Raw genomic sequence first — 21,998 nt, 5'->3', positions numbered from 1 at the left:
CAGTCAAAGCAGGATAAAAGAATCATTAACCCAGTATGAAAATACTGTAAATGACATCATAAATGCCAAGGATTTTTGTGGATGAAACGCTGTAACCGATTGATTTTTGCTTTACTAACATTGGCGATGAGCCAACTTGTTCACGCTGCGGTTGAACCATTAGATCGCGTCACAGTGCAAATTAATGAAGGCATCATTTTAGAAAGTGAAGTGGCTGGAATGGTTAAGACTATTAAAGCCAATGCCGCTACCGCAGGGCAAAAGCTACCATCAGATACTGCACTGCGAACACAGATTATAGAACGCCTTATTTTGACTCGCTTGCAGATGCAGATGGCTGACCGTATCGGTCTTCATATTGGTGATCTCCAGTTAGACCAAACGATTGAAAACATCGCTAAAGAGCAAAAAATAACCGTTGAGCAGATGAAAGTGCAGATCGAACTTGATGGCACCTCTTTTGCCCAATATCGTGAACAGCTGCGTGAAGAAGTGACTCTCGGTGAAATCCAACGTATTCAGGTGCAACGACGGATCCAAGTTTCGCCGCAAGAAATTAACAACCTAGTCAAGCTGATTAATGAGCAAGGCTTGAAAGATGTAGAATTCCAGATTGGTCACATCTTAATCGATGTTCCAAACAATGCTACCAGCGCCGAGCTTGAAGCATCAAGTAAAAGAGCAGCTACGGTATTGAAACGCCTAAACGATGGTGATGACTTTAGAAGTATTGCCATTGCAGCATCTGGAGGTCCAAAAGCACTTGAAGGTGGTCTTTGGGATTATATGAACATCAACGAAATGCCAACGCTTTTCGCTGAAGTTGTCAGCGATGCAAAAGTCGGTGATATAATAGGTCCAATCAAGAGTGGTGCAGGTCTTCACATCCTAAAAGTCATGGATGCACGCGGCTTACAGACTCAGGAAGTTAAAGAAGTCAAATCTCGCCACATACTATTGACGCCATCTCCGATCCTTTCGGAAGAGCGAGCCAAGAGCATGCTGGACCGATTCTTAGCCCAAATCCGTTCTGGTGACGCCAAGTTCGAAGACTTAGCACGCCAGTATTCAGAAGACCCTGGTTCTGCAGCTAAAGGCGGCGAACTGGGTTGGGCAGATCCAAACATCTGGGTTCCAGCATTTAAACAAACATTGAACTCTCTCAAAGAGGGTGAAATAAGCGAGCCATTCCGCTCAACTCATGGCTGGCACATTGTTCAGCTTGAAGGGAAGCGCACGACCGATGCAACCGATAAATTTAATACAAACCGAGCTCATCAGTTAATATATCGTCGTAAATTTAACGAAGAATTACAGAACTGGTTAGATGAAATGCGTAGTGAGGCATTTATCGATATTTTCGAGCCGGAACCGAATCGAGGTTAACCATATTGTCGACTAAACGAATCGCTATCACGCCGGGTGAACCGGCGGGTATAGGCCCAGATTTAGTGATACAACTAGCTCAGCAGGCTTGGCCTGCTGAGCTAGTTGTTTGTGCTGATCCGGAACTATTACAAACTCGAGCCAAAAAGCTTGGGTTATCAATTCAACTGCGACCTTACCAGCCAAATCAGCCTCCTAAAGCTCAAGAAGCCGGTACGCTTACCATTGTTCCATTTACATTGGAGAGCGAAGCGGTGTGCGGCAAACTTAATGAGCAGAACAGCCATTATGTTGTCGATACACTGCGTTTTGCAGGTGAGAAAAACATGGTTGGCGAATTTGATGCCGTGGTTACTGGTCCCGTGCATAAAGGGATTATTAACCAAGCAGGCATCCCATTTAGCGGCCATACGGAGTTTTTTGCTAACCAAGCAAATTGCCAAGATGTTGTCATGATGCTTGCTGCTCCTGGTTTACAGGTTGCACTTGTCACCACACATATTCCACTGGCTTATGTTGCAAAGGCAATTACTCGAGACCGACTACACCAGATAGTCAAAATTCTACACAAGGATCTTGTTGAGAAATTTGCTATCCCTTCACCTAAGATTTATGTCTGTGGCCTAAATCCGCATGCGGGTGAAGACGGTCATTTAGGCAGAGAAGAGATTGATATCATCATACCTGCGCTCGAAGAGTTGCGAGCGTTAGATATGAATATTATTGGTCCACTGCCTGCTGACACAATATTTCAACCCAAATACTTAGAAGATGCTGATGTGGTACTCGCGATGTACCACGATCAAGGCCTTCCAGTACTAAAAGCTAGAGGCTTTGGCAGTTCAGTCAATATTACTCTAGGATTACCCTACATAAGAACATCGGTCGACCACGGTACGGCCTTAGAGCTTGCAGGCACTGGTTCTGCTGATATTGGTAGTTTTGTCTGTGCATTAAATAGAGCCATTGATTTGGCTGCAAAGAATTAGTGAAAAAGTTATCTCATGAGTAATAAAGTACATTTAGGCCATACGGCTAGAAAACGCTTCGGTCAGAACTTCTTGACCGATCAGAACGTGATCAATCGAATCGTCGGTGCTATTTCGCCAGATAACGATCACGTTATGGTTGAAATTGGTCCAGGCTTGGCAGCGCTTACTGAGCCCGTTGCTAGCGGTATCGACAAGTTAACCGTCGTCGAGTTAGATAAAGATTTAGTTGAGCGTCTAAAAAAACACCCGACGCTAAAAGATAAGCTTGAGATCCACCAAGGTGATGCTCTTGACTTTGATTTTAAACAGCTAGTACGTGAAGATATGCAGATGAAGGTGTTTGGTAATCTGCCATATAACATCTCTACGCCACTCATGTTTCATCTATTTGAGTTTGCACAATACATCGAAAATATGCACTTCATGCTACAGAAAGAGGTGGTATTGAGATTGTCGGCAAGCCCTGGCACTAAAGCCTACGGCCGCCTTACCGTGATGGCACAATATCATTGCCAAATCATGCCGGTGTTGGAAGTTCCACCAGAGTCTTTTACTCCGGCACCAAAAGTAGACTCAGCGGTAGTACGTCTAGTGCCTTTTAAAGTCAAACCCTTCCCTTGTAAAGATGTGGAAATGTTAAGGCATTTGACAACAACCGCCTTTAATATGCGTCGTAAGACACTGAGGAATAACCTCAAACACATGTTAACTGATGATGAGTTCGCACAGCTTAATATCGACCCTACATTGCGACCAGAGCAAATAAGTGTTGAACAGTACGTTGCTATGGCAAATTTGTTCATCGACAAGCAAGTGTAAGTTTTACCCGCAACAATGGCTAAAAACAATTTGAAAGGGCATTAATTTGCCCTTTCTATTTTCTGCGATTCAAACCACATTCTCTATCAATTACAAACAACTCCCATTACTATACTGTTAACTCATTCCAGATTTTTCATACTTGAGGCTAAACATGACCCAGAGTACGACATCCGTAAAAGTTGAAGTCAAAACGGAATATATTGAAGCCCAGTCGACCCCAGAGGAAGAGAAGTATTTATTCAGCTATACCATCACCATTATTAATCTGGGTGACCAAGACGTAACCCTAAAAAGCCGCCATTGGTGTATAACTGATGCGAACGGACGTAAAAGTGAAGTCCAAGGAGCCGGAGTCGTTGGTGAAACCCCAACCATAAAGCCAAACACTGCGTATCAATATACCAGCGGCACAGTACTGGAAACACCATTCGGGGTCATGGAGGGTAGCTATACCATGCAAAACAGTAATGGTGATGAGTTTAAAGCACCGATTTCAGCATTCAGTCTTGCCATTCCTGGCTTGCTTCATTAAGGGTTTTATTGTTACATGGCAAATTATTTTGTAGGAGATGTTCAAGGCTGTTTTGATGAGCTGGAATTAGTACTCAATAAAGTGGGGTTTAACCCTTCAATAGATTGCCTATGGGCGGTAGGTGACTTGATTGCACGTGGTCAGGGATCGCTGCAAACCCTACAATATTTTAAGTCATTGCAAGGCTCAGCTAAGGTGGTGCTCGGTAACCACGATCTCCATTTACTCGGGGTGCATGGAAAAATAAAACGCGCTAACCCCAAAGATAATTTAGGCGAGTTGTTAGCCTCTCCAGATATAGGCGCATTGGTTGATTGGTTGCGTCTTCAGCCACTTTATCAAGAATATCCCGAGCAGAACATACTAATGACCCATGCCGGTATCCCACCACAATGGGATCTCAGTACACTAAGAAACAAAGCAGATATCGTCGCAGAAGCACTGCAACAGCCGGATTACTTAACCGCTCTGATTGCAAAAATGTACACTAACTCAGTTGCTCACTACAGTGATGATCTATCTGAGCTAGATAAGAAAATCTATACCATTAACGCACTGACACGCATGCGCTATCTTTACCCCGACGGTCGTCTAGATTTTGACTGCAAATTACCCATAGAACAATGTGATAATCCTCAACTGTCACCTTGGTTCACCCATCACGCCATACTTCGCCCTGAACATACACTCGTCTTTGGTCACTGGGCAGCAATTATGGGCGAAGTGAACTCTCCAGCACTACAAGCGCTCGACACTGGCTGTTGTTGGGGAGAACATTTAACCCTGTGGCACTTAGAATCAGACCAGAAAATAACTCAAAATAAGTTAAAAGAAAGTTAAACTTAACGCGCCTACGGTCGATATAACATAATAGCGCGCCTTCCAATGTGATTGTTGTCACCTAGCAGAATAAAATAATAATAAACGGAGCTTCTATGAAATTAAATGTTGCCACTAGAGTGATTGGAGGGTTTACAGTTGTGACCTTCCTGCTTATCGTATTAGGTACCGCATCATGGTTTACCAATAATAAGCTAAAAACCAGTACGACATTATTGCAAGAGCTCAGCCTGCCAGCTTTAGAATCGAGTAACCTTCTTTCTCAAACCTTATCTCAGCAAGAGAAGCAAATTTTAGTGGCGTATCACAGCCCAGATAGCAAAGCGATACCGGCAATTAAATCTCAGTTTGCATCAGCAAGTAGAACCTTCTCACAAGAGCTAAGCAAACTGACCACTTTAGTGAGTGACAAAAGTGATTTTAGCCAGGTCATTAGAAAACTAAAAAGTAGCTATGGTCAGTTTAAAAATGAAAGCGAAAACATGATTGCTACTCATGAAAATGCACTAATAACTCAATCCCAAATTAAAAACAAATACGATGCTGTTGAAGTGGCAGTCGATGATAGCGCGTCACTTTTACTCGATCTTATCGATATGGAGTTGAGCGAAGACATCATCCAACAAGAGATAGCAGCCACAGCAAGTGCACTAGATTCAAGCTTAAGCGGTATCGTCAGTACTAGCTTTGATTTGATTGGCACCACTGACAAATCAAAATTTAATACCATTTCTAAAGAGCTCGATTACATCGTCAGTGACACCAAGAGTAGACTGCAATATGTGACATCCCACTGGGAAGGTGTTGTCGAAGCGGATCTCATTGATGAGATTAATGTTGAAGCGGCAAAAGTATTTGTACTCGTCAAAGGTAACAACTCTTTAATTGACTTAAAAGCCAAAGAGATTGAGTTAATTAGCAAAGCGTCTCTTTTACTCAGTACCGTTGATAAGGAGGCTAGTAACGTCAACAAGCAGATGACAAGCCTTACTTCTCTCATTGAGTCATTCTCCAAAGACGTCAGCGAGAGCGCAATTAAAGATATCGATAGTGCCAGCATACAAACACTGATCTTAGTGCTCATTGCCATTCTGGTGGCCATTGTGGTCAGCATTGCTGTCGTTCGTCCCCTTAGCCGTTCATTAGACAAAATTAATCACGCGCTCAATGTACTCGCATCAGGCGATCTAACTCATAAGCTCGATGATTCAGGGCATGATGAGTTTGCCAAATTATCAAGTAATTGCAACAAACTTGTCGACAGTTTACGTGCCCTCATCCAAGGTATACTTGACCGCTCTGACCAACTTGCAGCCGCAGCAGAAGAAACCTCAGCCATTACAGCCCAAACAACAGTAGGCATTCAAGAGCAGAAGAGCCAAGTAGATCAAGTCGCTACTGCAACCACTCAGCTAAGCTCTAGTGCGCTGCAAGTGACAGCGAGTGCCGATGAAGCCTTAAGCCAGATAAAAGCGGCAGACGATGAAAGCCAACATATGCGTCTCATCGCTGATGAAAATAAGCGTACAATTCTTGCCTTGGCTGATGAAGTATCAAAAGCTGGAGTGGTGATTAATAAGGTTCATGCAGACAGTGCCTCAATAGGCTCGATATTAGATGTGATTAGAGCCATTGCAGAACAAACTAACCTGCTTGCACTCAATGCTGCAATTGAAGCTGCACGAGCTGGTGAGCAAGGACGAGGCTTCGCCGTGGTAGCAGATGAAGTGCGTAGTCTTGCCTCTAGAACTCAAGATTCAACCCAAGAGATCCAGCAGATGATTGAAGTACTACAACAAGGTACTCAAGAGGCTGTCGCGGTTATGGAGCTTGGTCGTTCGCAAGCAAAATCCTGTGTTGATAAAACAGAACAAGCAAATAACGCCCTTGAAAGTATCAGTAATGCTGTTCACAAAGCTCACGATTCTGGCACCCATATTGCCCATGCGGCGCAAGAACAAAATCTGGTCAGTCAACAAGTCTCAGAAAAGCTAGAACACATCGCGGCGATTTCAGAAGAAACTTCAACGGGTGCAGATCAAACGGCGCAGTCTAGCCATCAAGTTGCACAACTCGCAGAAGAGCTACAAGCCTCAGTGAAAGAATTTAAAGTTTAATAACTTTTATAATTTAAAAAGGAGGACTGTTTTACAGTCCTCCTTTTTTATAGCCAAATTATTTGGCTTCAATATTGGTAGCGATTAAATATCCGCCACAATGATTGTTACACCAAATAAATACCTGCAAGACGGATAGCACTCCAACCAACATAAGCCTGACTGCATTAATATACTAATTCACTGTTTACATTAAACCGTTATTGCTTAGTACTAAGTGACACATATAAAAAAACCGGGAAGTCCCGGTTTTTTATATTTATATACGTCGAAAAGTAGAATTAACCGCCAGCTAAACGTTCTTTAATCGCTGTCGTAATTTCACTTGCTGAATGGCCATTACTTTCAGCCCATGCAGCGATAGTAAGACCATCACTTTCAGCTCGACCTAGGTTAGATACCGGCAATCTCTTTGTGACAAAGGTACCTACTGCATTAGAGCCATTCTTCATAGCCACTCTCAGCAAGCTATCACCATTACATGAAACACCGTCATATATATTACGCAATTTAACACGGCTTTCTTTTAGCTTCTTACGCAAACGGTTTTTATCATCACTGACAACATAGTTACAAATATTGGCAGCTAATTGATCTTGGTTTGCTAAGGCTGGAGTTGAAATCGATATTGAAGATGCCACAATCAGTGTAGCGATGCTCATAGATAACAAGCGCATCAGACACTCCTTATTATTTTAGTTTTTATTTATTATATTAAGAAAGCACTTATCGATATGCCTTCTTTATTATCATTACAACAGGGTACTAAACAACCCGTCCAATTTAACACTTTTTAACCATTTTTATAAAGCTATATTCCAATTGTTTACTACTTATAGCTACATCTCTCGACATTTCCAACCAAGAACCATCATCCCAATGCGGGAAATAGGTATCGCCTTCAACATCCAGTGAAATTTCGGTTAAATATAAAACATCCGATATACACAAAAGGCTTGCGTAAAGTTGACCGCCTCCGATAACAACCAGCTCTTCACAGTCGCCTGCAGCGAGCTTAGCATCCTCAAAACAGGTCACCGTAGTGACACCGTCTATAGCCAAATCCGTTTGACGACTAATCACTATATTATGCCTGCCTGGCAACGGTCGACCAATTGACTCATAGGTCTTTCGCCCCATCACGATAGGTTTACCTAGGGTTACAGCCTTAAAATGGCGTAGATCTTCAGGGAGGTGCCATGGCATCTTATTGTCTTTACCAATAACGCGGTTATTCGCCATAGCGGCAATCATAGCAATTTTCAAAATACTTCCTTTTACATTTTGTTAGATGACTGGACGCGAGCGAAAATAAAGTAAGCTTGGCATAGCAAGGCCGACAGATAGTGCGCCGAGAATGAATACAGTTTTAAGCCCATTACTGATGACTTCTGATATCAGTTCCGGGCTGACATGGGATTGTGCCGTCAATTGGACTAATGCTATCACGGTATTAAATGCGTAGGAGCCAGGGATCATCGGAATGATCGCTGCAACAGCGTACATCAAAGGTGGCGCGAGATGACGCTTAGCAAAACCAATTGTAACTATCCCTACGAGCGCAGCAGCAAAAAATGTTGCCCATTCAATAGGGAGTCCTAGGCTTAACCACATCGTGCGGCTGCCATGCCCTAGTGCTCCCGCTATTGCACAAAAAGGCAGGAAACGACGCGGTACATTAAACAGCATCGCAAATCCTACTGCAGGAATCGCTGAAAACACCGCATCATTTAACATGCTTAGAATAAGCGACATCATAAAAACAGCCCACCTATTTGCATTGCCATAGTGATCCCTATTACTGACGATACCGTCAGTAACGTCGCGTGGCCCCAGCGAGAAATGCCGACGTTTAGGTGTCCCTTTACCATATCCGATATAGCATTAATCATCGGAAAGCCTGGCACAAGCATCAATACACTCGCGGCCATGGGTAACTTGGGCGTGTCGGTTAAATCAAATTGGTAACCCGTTTGCGCAATAATAGTCGTAACGAATGCTGTAACACTGAAATTGAGGAGTAAATTGAAATGACGTTTGGCGATAGAAAGTCGAACAAACATACCGATAGCTGAAGCTAAAAATGTAATCAGGCAAGCCGTAATGTCTCCCCCGAATAGGTGACAAAAACTAGCACAAGATAAGCCAATCATAGGGACTACATATTTTGCTGGATAAGTCTTAGGTTCGATGCGGCTGACACGTTTACGCACTTCATGCAGGCCGTATATGCCTTTTTCGGTCAACAGACAGATACGTTGAAGCTCGCATACAATGGTCATATTAATACCATGCTCACGCGTTCGTCTGGTTGTGGTTATACAGCGCCCATGAACAAGGCTAGTTAAAACGAGGCAGTTGGAGGAGATAGAGATTTCGACACTGGCTAAGCCTAAAGCATAGCCTAAGCGCTGACTAATCTCTTCAACAAGTTCAGAGTCAGCGCCATAAGCTAGAAGAAGTTGAGCAACCCTAACAACTTGACGTGTAATATCATTTTGTGTGTCGGCGTACAATTCTCAACATCCTCAATTGAAACTATCTATCTTTGATAGATAACCTCAACATCGTAATCATCATCATCAAAATCGTCGTCATCATCGTCAGCGACATAATCTTCGTTGACAGATTCGTTAGCATTTTGATGGTAATTATCCCACTTAAACTCAACTTCGGCTTCGACGTCAACTTTCTCTTCAGGAGGTAGCAACGCAATAAAGTCGAGCAACTTAAGTGCTAATTCAGCTGTACCTTCGCGATTATAAGCGGAAATAGTAAATACTTCGCCTTCCCACTCCAGTTCATTAACAATCTTATCGATTTTTACTTGCAGCTCTTCTTTGAGCATCAAATCGGCTTTGTTAATGACTAACCAGCGTGGCTTACCAGCAAGCTTAGGCGAATGCTTTTCTAGCTCAGCGACAATAGAACGCGCTGACTCTACAGGATTGCTACCATCGATAGGCTCGACATCCAAAATGTGCAACAGCACTCGGCAGCGTTCTAAGTGCTTCAAGAACTGAACACCAAGACCAGCACCATCTGCAGCACCTTCGATTAGACCGGGAATATCCGCAATCACGAAGCTTTGGCCAGGTCTTGGGTTAACAACACCAAGATTGGGCACCAACGTTGTAAAGGGATAATCTGCTACTTTTGGTCTTGCTTTTGATACTGCACGAATAAAAGTCGATTTACCCGCATTTGGCATACCCAGTAGGCCAACATCAGCAAGCAACAACAGCTCAAGTCTCAAGCTACGTACTTCGCCATCAGTACCTAATGTTTTTTGCCTAGGTGCACGGTTAGTACTGCTTTTAAAGCGCGTATTACCCATACCATGGAAACCACCTTTGGCCACAAGCATTTTCTGGCCGTGTATGGTTAAATCACCAAGAGTCTCTTCTGTCTCAGCATCTATTGCTCGTGTACCGACAGGTACTTTAAGCACTAGCTCATCACCGCCATGACCAGTACAGTCTCGACCACGACCGTTCTTACCGCGTTCGGCATTATGGAAGCGTTCAAACTGAAAGGTAATTAATGTGTTAAGGTTTTCGTCAGCCTGCAGATAAACACTGCCGCCATCGCCACCATCACCACCATCAGGTCCACCATCAGGAACATATTTTTCACGTCTAAAACTGACGCAACCACTACCACCATTACCCGCTTCAACACGGATAGTCGCTTCATCGACAAACTTCATACCAACTCCTGGCACCACAGAATGAAAGAATTATACTCTTAACGATTCTAGTCGCCAAAAAACAATTTACTTAATATTAAAAAAAACAAAGCCCCACCAATGGCGGGGCTTTGTATTAATCTTAGCAGAAGCTAAAGATTAATCTTCAATGCTGATAAACTTGCGGCTCTGTGGACCTTTAACTTCAAACTTCACTTTACCAGAGGTAAGTGCGAATAAAGTGTGGTCACGACCGATACCAACATTAACACCAGCGTGGAATTTAGTACCACGTTGACGAACGATGATGTTACCAGCTAGAACTGATTCGCCGCCAAAGCGCTTTACACCAAGACGTTTACTTTCTGAATCGCGGCCGTTACGAGTAGAACCGCCAGCTTTTTTATGTGCCATGAGTTAGACTCCTAATTAAGCGCTAATAGCTGTAATTTTAACTTCGGTGAACCATTGACGATGGCCCATCTTCTTATCGTGGTGCTTACGACGACGGAACTTAACAATAGTTACCTTCTCCGCACGGCCGTGGCTAACAACTTCAGCAACAACCTTACCACCTTCAACTAAAGGTGCACCTACGTGTACAGTCTCACCATCTGCAACCAAAAGAACTTGGTCGAACTCGATAGTTTCGCCTGTAGCGACTTCTAATTTTTCTAAACGAACTGTATGACCGGCTTCAACACGATGTTGTTTGCCGCCACTTTGAAAAACAGCGTACATAGCTATTTTACTCCGATATTCTAAACACGCCGCTCAAACTATATTAGATTGATGCAGGGGTGCTATAAAAGCTTTAATGACAATGGTCGCGGAGTTTACGCTAAGAACTAGCATCTGACAAGAGCTAATTCAGTAAGAATAAAAAAAGACCCAAATATCTCCCAGAATTAGCGACAACTACTGTCTTGCTGCACAAATTTAGGTAGAATCCCCCTATTATAACATTTATGTCTTAAATGAGCTGCTGATTGTCATAGCAGCCAACAAATCAGAGTCTATTTATGGATTTAAACGCCATTCGTCAATTGGCTGATAGCGATATGCAAGCAGTCAATCAACTGATCTATAAACAATTAGAGTCAGATGTAGCCCTAATTAATCAATTAGGTTTTTATATTATTAACGGTGGCGGCAAACGCTTAAGACCTTTATTGTCAATTTTAGCGGCTCGGGCAATCGACTATAAAGGTGATTCTCACTTAAAGTTGGCAGCAATAATCGAGTTTATTCATACAGCGTCACTACTGCATGATGACGTCGTTGATGAATCTATGCTCCGTCGCGGCAGAGAAACAGCGAATGCATTGTTTGGTAATAGTGCCAGTGTATTAGTGGGTGACTTCCTTTATACGCGTTCATTCCAAATGATGACTGAGCTTAAAAGCTTAGACGTACTTGAAATACTCGCTGACGCCACTAACGTACTCGCCGAAGGTGAAGTCCTGCAATTGATGAATTGTAACGACCCAGACACCACTGAAGAAAGCTACATGCGTGTCATCTATTGTAAGACAGCAAAATTGTTTGAAGCTGCAACACGCTTAGCGGGTTTATTAGCCGAAAGCTCTGAAGAGATACAAACAGCACTTGCTGAGTATGGTAAGTTTTTGGGTACCGCCTTTCAATTAACTGATGACCTACTTGATTACACAGCAGAAACAGAAGAGCTAGGTAAGAACATAGGTGATGATTTAGCTGAAGGAAAACCAACTTTACCGTTGATCTTTGCCATTGCCAAAGGTAACGACACAGAGAAAGCGCTCATTAGAGAAGCGATTGAAAAAGGTGACGGTACAGAGCACATTGAAGTGATTATAAGCGCCTTAAAGCGTTGTGGTGCGCTTGAATATACTGAACAGCGAGCCATAGAAGAGTCTAACAAGGCTATCGCCGCATTAGCTATATTGCCAGAGTCAGAATACAAAACAGCACTAATTTCACTGGCTAAGATAGCCGTACAGCGTAGTCACTAGTTTTATTGACTCAATAAAAACGGAGCCAATTGGCTCCGTTTTTTCGTTAAGGGCTTACATTGTCAAAAGGTAAGCTTACTTAACAAATTCGATACCAAGCTTAATATCTGCTTTTAGCGTATCTAGCATTGCATCACGAGCACTTGCTTCAAATGCGCTAACGTCACCATATGCTAATACTTCTTCAACACCATTTTTACCAAGAACAATAGGTTGAGCGAAAAACTCAGCATGTTCGCTGCCGCCATCTACGTAGGCACATTCAACAACGTTTGCTTCGCCTTGCAAGCCACGAACGAGAGAAAGACCGAAACGACAAGCTGCTTGTCCCATAGAAAGTGTCGCACTACCGCCACCCGCTTTAGCTTCAACAACTTCAGTACCTGCATTTTGGATACGCGTTGTTAACGCTGCAACTTCTTCATCAGTAAAGCTAACGCCTTTAACCTGTGAAAGAAGTGGCAGAATAGTCACACCACTATGGCCACCGATAACGTTCACTTTAACGTCTGCTACGTTTAAGCCTTTTGCTGCAGCAACAAAGGTTTCAGAACGAATAACATCAAGCGTCGTCACACCGAATAAACGGTTCTTATCATACACACCCGCTTTCTTAAGCACTTCAGCAGCAATAGCAACTGTCGTATTCACAGGGTTAGTGATAATAGCGATAAGCGCGGTAGGGCAAGTCGCAGCACACTTTTCAACAAGGTTTCTTACGATCCCAGCGTTGATGTTGAATAGATCTGAGCGATCCATACCAGGCTTACGTGCAACACCCGCAGAAATAAGGACCACATCGGCACCGTCTAATGCAGCAGAAGGATCTTCACCCGCAAATCCTTTTACTTCAACCGCTGTTGGGATGTGGCTTAAATCAACGGCAACACCTGGTGTTACAGGTGCAATATCATAAAGCGACAATTTTGAACCCGCAGGTAGTTGAGTTTTTAATAGTAGGGCAAGCGCCTGGCCAATACCGCCAGCAGCTCCAAGTACAGCAACTTTCATAGTTATCTCCGTCAATTCTCGGATTTTTGTGATTTAGATCCGCTTTTCTAATGGCGCAACAGTACTGGATTCACAACTAAAATTCAATTATCCCTTAGTCGTGTTCATTCTATTCTAGATTCACAATGCCACTTACCATCGCTTTAAACGCCCAGCCCGTCTAGCTTTGCTATCAAATCGCTTGCAAAAGATCAGTATAAAAATAAATAGAATTTATACTCTAATGAATTTAGTACCGCTCAACAAAACAACTCGCTGTGAATTATTATTCAAAAAAACGAATAAAATTTGACATGAAAGGCGAATATAATCATCATAGAGCGGATTTTTTTGAATAAAGAATAATAATATATGCAAACAAGCAAAAATCAGGACGATCTCGTTAGAACCTTTAAGTTGATCTTAAAAGAGGAGCGTTTTGGCTCCCAAAGTGAAATAGTGATAGCGCTTCAAGCTGAAGGCTTTAGCAATATCAACCAATCAAAAGTCTCGCGTATGCTGAGTAAGTTTGGCGCAGTTCGAACCCGAAATGCTAAACAGCAAATGGTTTACTGTTTACCCGCTGAGCTTGGTGTACCAACTGCTGGTAGTCCACTTAAAAACCTTGTACTTGATGTGGATCATAACCAGTCAATGATCGTTGTTCGAACCAGCCCAGGTGCGGCACAGTTAATCGCCCGATTACTTGATTCGATAGGTAAGCCAGAAGGTATTCTAGGCACGATAGCGGGTGATGATACTATCTTTATCAGTCCGTCAAATATCGACATGATTGTGGATACAGTAGAAACGGTTAAATCATTGTTCAATTACATGGATTAACTTTTTCTGCCAGCAAAATAAGGGCGGAAACGCCGCCCTACCTCCCTTTAAGCCAAATGCCAACGCTACCTTTATACAATATATTGAATATGTTATTTTTTATTATATCAATATGGTTATACTGCCAGTAGGGCAGCATTCCTAAGTTGAGGATAATAAAGATGAAAAACAAACTGATTAATGTTTCTGATGTTGGCTGGGAGTCTTGGTCACATGAAAATAATTACGGCAGTGATCAAAAGCACATTGGTGATACTGCTGGGGCTGAAAAAGTTGGCGTAACCATGGAAAAGGTAGCACCAGGCATGGCGTCAGCACTTGCTCATTATCACACTAAAGAAGAGGAACACATTTACGCGATGCAAGGGGAAGCCACTCTCTATATTGATGATGAACCTCATGTTTTTAGCGAAGGAAAATATATCTGCTTCACAGCCAACTCTGGTATCGCCCATAAAATAGTTAATAATAGCGATGCCGATTTCATTTTTTTAGTGGTCGGTAGCCGTGATACCCATGATGTCGTTGTTTATCCCGAAACCAATAAAGTACTCGTCCGGAGTATGAATGAGGTTTATGACCGCAGCCCTACTAGCTACTTTAATAACGATAAAGAAGAACAAGAAAAATAGCAGGCATAAAAAAACGCACTTATTGTGCGTTTTTTTTACAGATTAACCAGGCTTATGCGGATCGTTCTAAAAAATCTATCGATGGCACAAAAAAGGATGACCCTGTTAGTGCTTGAGTAAAATGCATCAGATGATCATGATTACCTTCTGTATCACCATAGATCATACTTTCGAGCATTTTTTCAAAATTCACCGAGTTTCCACACATAGAGATAAACATTAAACCTTGTTCTTTAACCGAACCATAAGGCATGCTTTGACGTAATATTTCCATTGAATTACCGTCATCATCTTTAAGATTAACTCGCTTAATATGACTTGTTAATGGCTTATCTGCAGAGGCGTATTCAATATTTTCAGCTTTGGTACGACCAATGATATCTTCTTGTTTCTTATCTGGCAGTCGATTCCACTTACTCAAATTATGAGCAAATTTTTGTACATGAATATAACTGCCGTTTTTAAACTCGTTATCTTCATCTCCAACCAGTGCAACACTTTGACGGCTGCGGCCCTTGGGGTTTTCAGTGCCGTCAACAAAGCCTGTTAGGTCGCGACTATCCATAAAACGGAAGCCGCGCTCTTCATCTATCAACTCTACGAGTCCATCAAACATTTGACACACTTCATTGGCCACTAAATGGAGAATATCGAAGCGATCACCACGCAGCTGCACAAAGAGATCATATTCGATCGCCGGCGCATCTCTATTCTCTTGATTCATCGCAGGAAATGGCTTTAATTGGCGTGGTCTGCCTACCGGGTAAAGCGCATCCCAATAGTTTGCCCCAACGGCAACAAACCCGTTGAATGCACTATCCGCAAATTGATCTGCAAGATCGTGAATATATTGGGCCACATTTGCAACACATGGGCGCATTTGCGATTCGATACCATCATTAGCATTAAACATTAAATAGACACTGTGCAAATTTCCTTCTGCACAAACTCCTAGTTGTTCACGAGGCATAACCTGACTATCCATTTTTATATGTAACCCTTATTTTGCATTAATCATCGGCAATATTATCTACAACTTTAGCATCTAATAATTCTACCTGACGCACATTAACCAGAATAAAGACTTATATTTAGCCTACTTGCAAAGCGCTATACTTGTGTCACATTGCTTTTGTCTTATAGCATGCGCACGAGTAAGCCGTTAATTAATTTTATATTAAACGCTCTAAACCCAAGCTTACTAAAATTGTCACTAAACGGCGATAAAAACAACACATTAAACGATGAATTAAACTCTCAATGTTTTCTTACCTCACTTCAAACGCGCAGATATTAGGTTAGTGCTACCTCCGTTAGAGTAAAATTAAATGGTGTCGTGTTGCTGTAATTGCCACTTTTTCACCAATATTGATATCTAAGCATTCACTATGGACATCGAGCGTGATGTCATCAATTTGGACCAAATACTGGCAGACATGCCCAAGAAAACGACGCTCAATGACTTCACCTAAGCCCTTGTCGTTTTTAGATATGACTAAGTGCTGTGGCCTTAACAAAAGCTCAGCTTCATCATTTAGCGCCACCATCAGCGGACGGTCACTTTCAATATCACCAATAAGTGTAGACACGGTTTTATCCGCAATCACTTTCGCAGGTAAGTAATTACTAGCCCCTAAAAAGTCAGCGACATACTTATCTTGTGGGCATAGATACAGTTTCTCAGCGTCACCACATTGAACAATTTTACCATGGTTAAACAAAGCGAGCTTATCAGCAAAAACAAACGCCTCATCTTTACTATGAGTTACAAAAACGGCACTTATATTATGTCGCTTTAGGATATGACGGATCTCAAGCATCATCTCTCGACGAACCTTGGCATCTATATTTGAAAATGGCTCATCAAGTAAAAGAACCTCAGGTTCATAGGCTAACGCTCGAGCGATTGATACCCTTTGCTGCTGACCACCCGATAGCTCGTGTGGATATCGCTCCCCTAGCCCGTCCAACTTTACCAGTGACAACATTTTATCTAGTCGCGTCACTCGTTGTGCTTTATTCGCTATTTTCACGCCAAAAAGTATATTTTCTGCCACTGTAAGATGAGGAAACAAAGCGTAATCCTGAAAGATCATGCCGATCCCACGCTTCTCACTGGCGACAAATTTTTTGTCGGATACCACGGTATTACCATTGATTGCGATCTCGCCTTCGGTAATATTTTGCAGACCCGCGATAGCCCGTAACAGTGTCGTTTTACCGCAGCCACTCGGCCCCAACAAGGCAATAATTTCACCTTTTTCAACGGTTAAATCGAGACCTTTCAACACCACTTGTTTTTGGTATTGGCTATGGACATTGCTGACTTGTAAGGTTGCCATACTACTTTTCTTGCTCCAAAGAACGGTTGAGGTATATCAATGGGACTAACCCCACCAACACGATAACAATCGCGGCTAAAGCGCCATGTTCTAGCTGTTCATCAGAGACAAACTGAAAAACATACGTCGCCAAATTTTCAAAACCGATCGGTCTGAGTAACAAAGCCGCCGGGAGCTCTTTCATACACTCAATAAAGACCAATAATAATCCCGCAAATATTCCTTTTCGCAGCAAGGGGACATGCACCCTAGCCAGCAATGCTTTTGGGGTTAAGCCTAACGTTACACTCGCCATATCTAAAGATGGCGAAATGCGTTTATAGCTATTTTCTATACTACCAATTGCAATTGCGGCAAAACGGATACAAAAAGCACAAACAAGAATAAAAACACTACCGGTTAATATAAGTCCCGGCCCTTCAAAACCAAAATATTCAGCGACATCATTAATCGCAAAATCAAGCTGTGTAAATGGCACTAAAATACCAATGGCCAACACGGTACCGGGTAGAGCGTAGCCAGTAGAGGCTAACCTTGACGGCAACATATCGGCTCTTCGAGGACTCACCCTTCTGACAAACATTAAAACAATACCGATGCAGACACAGATCACGCTTACCAATAGCGAAATCCATAAACTATTAAAGCTGTACTCAAAAAATTTGGCATTCCAACTCTCGGCAAAATAACCCCAAGCATATTGCAGCAAAATAGCGAATGGCAGCAAAAAAGCGAGCGTTAATAAGCCAAAGCAGTAGCCAGTAGCCGCAAATGCCTTTACACCACTCAGCGAGTAGCGATCTAACTCTCCTGGTGATGACTGTTTTTGGAAAAGTTGTTGTTTTCGGCGTGCAAAACGCTCGAAACCAATCATAGCAAAGATGACAAACAGCATAATAGTAGAGAGTTTTGCGGCAGCGGTTAAACTGCCATATTCAAACCAAGTATCATAAACAGCCGTGGTTAATGTGGGCACCGCAAAATAACTCACAGTGGCAAAATCTGCCGCCGTTTCCATAGCAACAAGTGTGGCTCCCACGGCTAAAGCGGGCCTAGCCATAGGTAAGCTAAGCCGCCAGAAGCTTTTCCAAGGACTACACCCCATAACGCGTGCGGCATGTCCTAAACTTGCTGATTGCTCCATAAATGCGGTGCGCGCTAGCAGATAAATGTACGGAAAAAGCACCAACGCCAGCATAATTGCTGCACCGCCTAAAGAGCGTACTTCAGGAAAGTAGTAATCATGGGGCGTTTGCCAGCCCAATAGGCCTCGCAGACTTCGCTGCACGGGACCTGCATAATCCAAAAGGTCCGTGTACACGTAAGCGACCACATAGGCTGGCATTGCCAGTGGTAACAATAATGCCCATTGGAAGATGTTTCGGCCAGGGAAACGACATTTGGCCACCAGCCAAGCGGCGGGTATAGCCAGTAGAAGAGCGCCTATCACCACCCAGAACATTAGCAGCAAACTATTGCTGATATAGGTCGGTAAAACGGTATCAATGAGATGACCAAAAACAGCTTCATCAGGCATCAGTGATTGCAGAATAAGCGCGATAAGCGGCATCACGATCAACAGTGCCAATGTGTAGCTTGCAACAGACCAGCGTCTAGCTAAGCCTAATATCATGGTGTCAAATACCTATACCCATCCAGCTTGGAGATGCTCGTTTCAGAGGCGTTGTGCCAGTTCAATTCTAGGCGCATTAACGTAGAAATGGTTATTCCCTTTTAAGTGAGTGCAACAACGAAGTGGGCTTGCACAACGCCTTCTGCGATGGGTATGCTTTTTATATTATTAGAGTGGGCTTTACTCTGTGTTATTGATTTTACTAAGGCAATGACCATTAGCGGCAATCAATGCCTCGCCTACATGGATGTAGGTGCTTAGGTTCAGCCTGGAGCAATGAACCAGTGATTAAAGCCCATTAAACTCCCATCGAATCCTACATCTTCAGGTAGGATGGGTATAGGAGCCATGAAAAATAAAAATATGTAGAAAAAACAAAACCTATCATAAAGATAGGTTCTGAGAATATTATCACGAAGCATTCGCGTTAATGCATTATATAACGATAGCGTTAGCCCAACCTTAAAAGCCTAGCTTGCACTAAAGATCAAACTTCACTTCATCCAATAGTTTTATCGCAGCGCTATGGTATTCAGCTAGCTTATAGATAGGCAAGTCATCAGCTTTAAATTGTCCCCAAGAGGCGACTAACTTCGATGGTTTAACATCAGCTTTAACCGGATATTCCATGTTCACATCAGCATAGGTTTGCTGCGCAGAATCACTTGATAGAAACTCCATCAACTGAATAGCTGCGTCACGGTTTTTAGTGTATTTGGCTAACGCCATACCTGATACATTGATGTGCGAACCACGGTTATCTTGGTTAGGGAAGTTAATCTCAACCGCTTCAGCCCATGGCTTCTGTTTAGGATCTTGTAGCATTTTGCCTAAATAATAGCTGTTGCCAATGGCGATATCACATAAACCTTCGCTTAGCGCTTTAACCTGGGCCCTGTCATTACCTTGTGGCTTACGCGCAAGATTGGCTTTTAAGCCTTGTAGCCATGTCTTAGTGTCTTGTTCACCATGGTGCGCAATCATCGATGCGACGAGAGAAACATTATAAGGATGCTTACCACTTCGGCTGCAAATTTTACCGAGATACTTAGGGTCGGCGAGATCTTCATAGTTAATATCTAACTTACCCAGTCTTTCTTTCGAGCTATAAATATTACGGACACGCATGGTTAATGCATACCACATGTCATCTGGTGAACGGTATTTTTGGGGAATATTTTGCTTTAGCGTATCGCTGCTTGCTGGGATGACAAGATCTTTCTTAACCAACTCCATTAACCGATAGAAATCTGAAGTCAGTACTATATCAGCTTTAGACAAGCGTCCTTCTCGCGACATACGCTCCGCGATGCCTTTCTTTGAAAACACGACATCAACTTCAATGCCCGTTTGCTTAGTAAAGTCAGTCAAAATAGGGTCAATAAGAAAAGCTTGTCGATAAGAGTAGACCGTTAACCTTTCAGCGGCACTAACCATAGTTGCACTACATAAAAGCCCAACCATCATTAGACTGTTGATCATTCTCATTGCCCTACTCCTTTATCAATGTACCTTTAACTACCACGTCAGTGATAATAATTCTCAATTGCAAGTAGGGTAATCAATCAAGGCTGGAACAGCAAGCATTAGTGGTAATTTCTGCCAACAAAATACACCACTTACCTTAGCAAATACTTAATTAACCTCTATTTATTCATAATACTAACAAGCGAAGTCGTGTTGTCACGCGGGCCTTGTGGCAACAAAAGCATCAGCTTTCTGCGCTTCCTTCAGCCAAAGACCGAGTGCAGGAGCCACATTTCGCCAAAGTATATCGGGATGCCTAAAGTCAATGTACTCCAATAGACAAACTAACATGACTTGCAATGCCGTTAACTCAGCAGAGTGAGTGATGCCAATGGTTTCAATCTCTTTTAAGCCTCTTAATAATGCTTGCTCAAATCGCGATGTCCAAAATGCAGAACGCAAACCCTCTTCATCTCGAAGTTGCTCCTGTCTAAGTGAGACCGCACTATCAAAAATACCTTTCAGTAATGAAAAGTGACACTGTTGCGACCAATTATTTACTCTCATTCCAAATAAACGAGACTGGCCAAATTCAGTGTCTAAGAAACGCATAATCACTTCGCTATCAAACAATGCCGAGCCATCATTTAGCTGCAAACAGGGGATCTTTGCTAAAGGGTTAACTCTAAGCAGTTCTGGAGAGTTATCGAAGGGGTTAGCAATAATCTCTTCAATCCCTTTAATCTTGTGGTAGCTAATAAAAACACGGACACAACGGGCATAAGGTGAAGCGTCGGAATAATACAGTTTCATGATCTGACCTTACCAGTATTTTTCGACGGTAACTTGTCCTGGCGCTCGGCGTAAGTTCTTGGCGAGTCCTCTGTTTTTTAGCACCAGCTGTGCATCGGTGATCATTCCAGGATTACCGCAAATCATCACTTGAGACTCATTGGCGGAAATAGTGACGCCCGCTAATGCTTCTATTTCACCACTTAAGAGTCCATCAGGGATCCGGCAACGTAGTGCCCCATCAACAGGCTCTCTTGTGACCAAGAGTACTAATTTAAACTGTGAAGGATATTTGCTTTCCAACGCCCTAAGTAGCGGCAGATAAGCCAAATCCTGCGCTTCTCGAACACCATAGACTAAGATTACTTTCTGATAGTTTTGCCACGGTTCTTCGGTTTCCATCATAGAGATGAAAGGACCAACTGCTGTACCTGTCGCAAGGAACCAAAGGTGTTCACCTTTCTTATCATCTTTAGGTAGCTCATCAAGCGTCATAAAACCTGATGCTTTGGTTGCAACATCAATGACGTCACCGGCAGACAATGCTTGCAGATCTGGAGATAATTGGCCGTCATCCACCGCTACCGCCAGTACCTCAATGTAATCAGTCCCAGGTGGGTTAACCAGAGAGTAAGCTCGGCCGATGCGTTTCTCATCAACGACTCGACTTAATTTAATAAATTGACCCGCGATAAAATTTCCAATATCGACTTTGATTTTTAATGAGAATAACTTGTCACTCCAATCATTCCGCTCAATGACTTTACCTTCAATCCACATAGCTTGCTCCAAAAGTGCGTCGTCGTTTCAGCATAAACTTTTATTTCATATTCAGAAAGATTAATCTAACGCCAACATTTTGTTAGGGACAGTGAACTCAAAGACGCATAAGCTTTAACAACTCAGGCTTTATAGGCGTAACTTTTAG

At 42.7% G+C, this 21,998-nt stretch carries 23 protein-coding genes; 9 read left to right on the top strand and 14 right to left on the bottom strand.

The features are described from left to right. The first annotated feature begins 81 nt into the window (after window positions 1–81). From surA to CXF83_RS06090, 6 genes are all read left to right on the top strand, one after another. Window positions 82–1,386, top strand: a complete 1,305-nt coding sequence (gene surA / locus CXF83_RS06115) for a peptidylprolyl isomerase SurA (RefSeq protein ID WP_101091343.1) — start codon at window positions 82–84, stop codon at window positions 1,384–1,386. Between the two features lie 5 nt (window positions 1,387–1,391). Then, a complete protein-coding gene (pdxA, locus tag CXF83_RS06110) occupies window positions 1,392–2,375 on the top strand; it encodes a 4-hydroxythreonine-4-phosphate dehydrogenase PdxA (RefSeq protein WP_101091342.1) in 984 nt (327 codons plus the stop codon). A 15-nt stretch (window positions 2,376–2,390) separates the two neighbouring features. Beyond that, window positions 2,391–3,197: a 16S rRNA (adenine(1518)-N(6)/adenine(1519)-N(6))-dimethyltransferase RsmA gene (gene rsmA / locus CXF83_RS06105; RefSeq protein WP_101091341.1), complete on the top strand. Its 807-nt coding sequence runs from the start codon at window positions 2,391–2,393 to the stop codon at window positions 3,195–3,197. 154 nt (window positions 3,198–3,351) lie between these two features. Further along, window positions 3,352–3,732: a Co2+/Mg2+ efflux protein ApaG gene (apaG, locus tag CXF83_RS06100; RefSeq protein ID WP_101091340.1), complete on the top strand. Its 381-nt coding sequence runs from the start codon at window positions 3,352–3,354 to the stop codon at window positions 3,730–3,732. 15 nt (window positions 3,733–3,747) lie between these two features. Then, a complete protein-coding gene (locus CXF83_RS06095; RefSeq protein WP_101091339.1) occupies window positions 3,748–4,572 on the top strand; it encodes a symmetrical bis(5'-nucleosyl)-tetraphosphatase in 825 nt (274 codons plus the stop codon). A gap of 95 nt (window positions 4,573–4,667) precedes the next feature. Further along, complete coding sequence (locus tag CXF83_RS06090; RefSeq protein WP_101091338.1) at window positions 4,668–6,689, top strand: methyl-accepting chemotaxis protein; 2,022 nt, start codon at window positions 4,668–4,670, stop codon at window positions 6,687–6,689. Window positions 6,690–6,970: 281 nt separating this feature from the next. On the opposite strand, the gene CXF83_RS06085 is transcribed toward CXF83_RS06090, so the two are convergent. The 7 genes from CXF83_RS06085 to rplU all read right to left on the bottom strand — a co-directional run bounded on the left by CXF83_RS06085 (window position 6,971) and on the right by rplU (window position 11,118). Further along, window positions 6,971–7,366 (bottom strand): DUF3718 domain-containing protein, encoded by a 396-nt coding sequence (locus CXF83_RS06085; RefSeq protein ID WP_101091337.1) that lies wholly within the window; start codon window positions 7,364–7,366, stop codon window positions 6,971–6,973. Between the two features lie 106 nt (window positions 7,367–7,472). Next, window positions 7,473–7,955 (bottom strand): dihydrofolate reductase, encoded by a 483-nt coding sequence (locus tag CXF83_RS06080; protein ID WP_101091336.1) that lies wholly within the window; start codon window positions 7,953–7,955, stop codon window positions 7,473–7,475. 21 nt (window positions 7,956–7,976) lie between these two features. Further along, window positions 7,977–8,447, bottom strand: coding sequence for a threonine/serine exporter family protein (locus CXF83_RS06075; protein WP_101091335.1), 471 nt, complete (start codon window positions 8,445–8,447; stop codon window positions 7,977–7,979). Beyond that, a complete protein-coding gene (locus tag CXF83_RS06070) occupies window positions 8,444–9,205 on the bottom strand; it encodes a threonine/serine exporter family protein (RefSeq protein WP_101091334.1) in 762 nt (253 codons plus the stop codon). Before CXF83_RS06070 ends, CXF83_RS06075 begins: the two co-directional genes overlap by 4 nt. Window positions 9,206–9,231: 26 nt before the next feature. Continuing rightward, window positions 9,232–10,398, bottom strand: coding sequence for an Obg family GTPase CgtA (gene cgtA / locus CXF83_RS06065; RefSeq protein WP_101091333.1), 1,167 nt, complete (start codon window positions 10,396–10,398; stop codon window positions 9,232–9,234). A 138-nt stretch (window positions 10,399–10,536) separates the two neighbouring features. Beyond that, window positions 10,537–10,791, bottom strand: a complete 255-nt coding sequence (rpmA, locus tag CXF83_RS06060; RefSeq protein WP_101091332.1) for a 50S ribosomal protein L27 — start codon at window positions 10,789–10,791, stop codon at window positions 10,537–10,539. A gap of 15 nt (window positions 10,792–10,806) precedes the next feature. Further along, window positions 10,807–11,118: a 50S ribosomal protein L21 gene (gene rplU / locus CXF83_RS06055; protein WP_020914101.1), complete on the bottom strand. Its 312-nt coding sequence runs from the start codon at window positions 11,116–11,118 to the stop codon at window positions 10,807–10,809. A 281-nt stretch (window positions 11,119–11,399) separates the two neighbouring features. Between rplU and ispB the strand changes: the two genes are divergently transcribed. Next, complete coding sequence (gene ispB / locus CXF83_RS06050) at window positions 11,400–12,371, top strand: octaprenyl diphosphate synthase (RefSeq protein WP_101091331.1); 972 nt, start codon at window positions 11,400–11,402, stop codon at window positions 12,369–12,371. Window positions 12,372–12,446: 75 nt separating this feature from the next. Here ispB and mdh read toward each other — a convergent pair whose 3' ends face one another. Further along, window positions 12,447–13,382 (bottom strand): malate dehydrogenase, encoded by a 936-nt coding sequence (mdh, locus tag CXF83_RS06045; RefSeq protein WP_101091330.1) that lies wholly within the window; start codon window positions 13,380–13,382, stop codon window positions 12,447–12,449. 351 nt (window positions 13,383–13,733) lie between these two features. Here mdh and argR point away from each other — a divergent pair, with 351 nt between their 5' ends. After that, the gene (argR, locus tag CXF83_RS06040; RefSeq protein WP_101091329.1) at window positions 13,734–14,204 is read left to right on the top strand and encodes a transcriptional regulator ArgR; all 471 of its coding nucleotides are present in this window, start codon (window positions 13,734–13,736) and stop codon (window positions 14,202–14,204) included. Between the two features lie 161 nt (window positions 14,205–14,365). Next, window positions 14,366–14,836 carry a cupin domain-containing protein gene (locus CXF83_RS06035; RefSeq protein WP_101091328.1) on the top strand — a complete coding sequence of 157 codons (471 nt, stop codon included), beginning with the start codon at window positions 14,366–14,368 and terminating at the stop codon, window positions 14,834–14,836. 52 nt (window positions 14,837–14,888) lie between these two features. Here the strand turns inward: CXF83_RS06035 and CXF83_RS06030 are convergent, their stop codons facing one another. From CXF83_RS06030 to CXF83_RS06005, 6 genes are all read right to left on the bottom strand, one after another. Then, a complete protein-coding gene (locus CXF83_RS06030; protein WP_101091327.1) occupies window positions 14,889–15,821 on the bottom strand; it encodes a Dyp-type peroxidase in 933 nt (310 codons plus the stop codon). A gap of 328 nt (window positions 15,822–16,149) precedes the next feature. Next, entirely contained in the window at window positions 16,150–17,178 is a 1,029-nt protein-coding gene (locus CXF83_RS06025) for an ABC transporter ATP-binding protein (protein WP_101091326.1), read from the bottom strand. Window position 17,179: 1 nt separating this feature from the next. After that, on the bottom strand, window positions 17,180–18,811 hold the full coding sequence (locus CXF83_RS06020) for an ABC transporter permease (protein ID WP_101091325.1): 1,632 nt from the start codon (window positions 18,809–18,811) through the stop codon (window positions 17,180–17,182). Window positions 18,812–19,291: 480 nt separating this feature from the next. Further along, on the bottom strand, window positions 19,292–20,299 hold the full coding sequence (locus tag CXF83_RS06015) for a Fe(3+) ABC transporter substrate-binding protein (RefSeq protein ID WP_101091324.1): 1,008 nt from the start codon (window positions 20,297–20,299) through the stop codon (window positions 19,292–19,294). 195 nt (window positions 20,300–20,494) lie between these two features. Then, on the bottom strand, window positions 20,495–21,091 hold the full coding sequence (locus CXF83_RS06010) for a glutathione S-transferase (RefSeq protein WP_101091323.1): 597 nt from the start codon (window positions 21,089–21,091) through the stop codon (window positions 20,495–20,497). A 9-nt stretch (window positions 21,092–21,100) separates the two neighbouring features. Continuing rightward, complete coding sequence (locus CXF83_RS06005) at window positions 21,101–21,850, bottom strand: ferredoxin--NADP reductase (RefSeq protein WP_101091322.1); 750 nt, start codon at window positions 21,848–21,850, stop codon at window positions 21,101–21,103. Window positions 21,851–21,998 lie beyond the last annotated feature (148 nt).

Origin of the sequence: Shewanella sp. Choline-02u-19 (assembly GCF_002836205.1) — a bacterium.
Lineage (GTDB): Bacteria > Pseudomonadota > Gammaproteobacteria > Enterobacterales > Shewanellaceae > Shewanella.
Note: the sequence above shows the minus strand (reverse complement) of the source record. Positions and strands in the feature narration are given on the sequence as shown.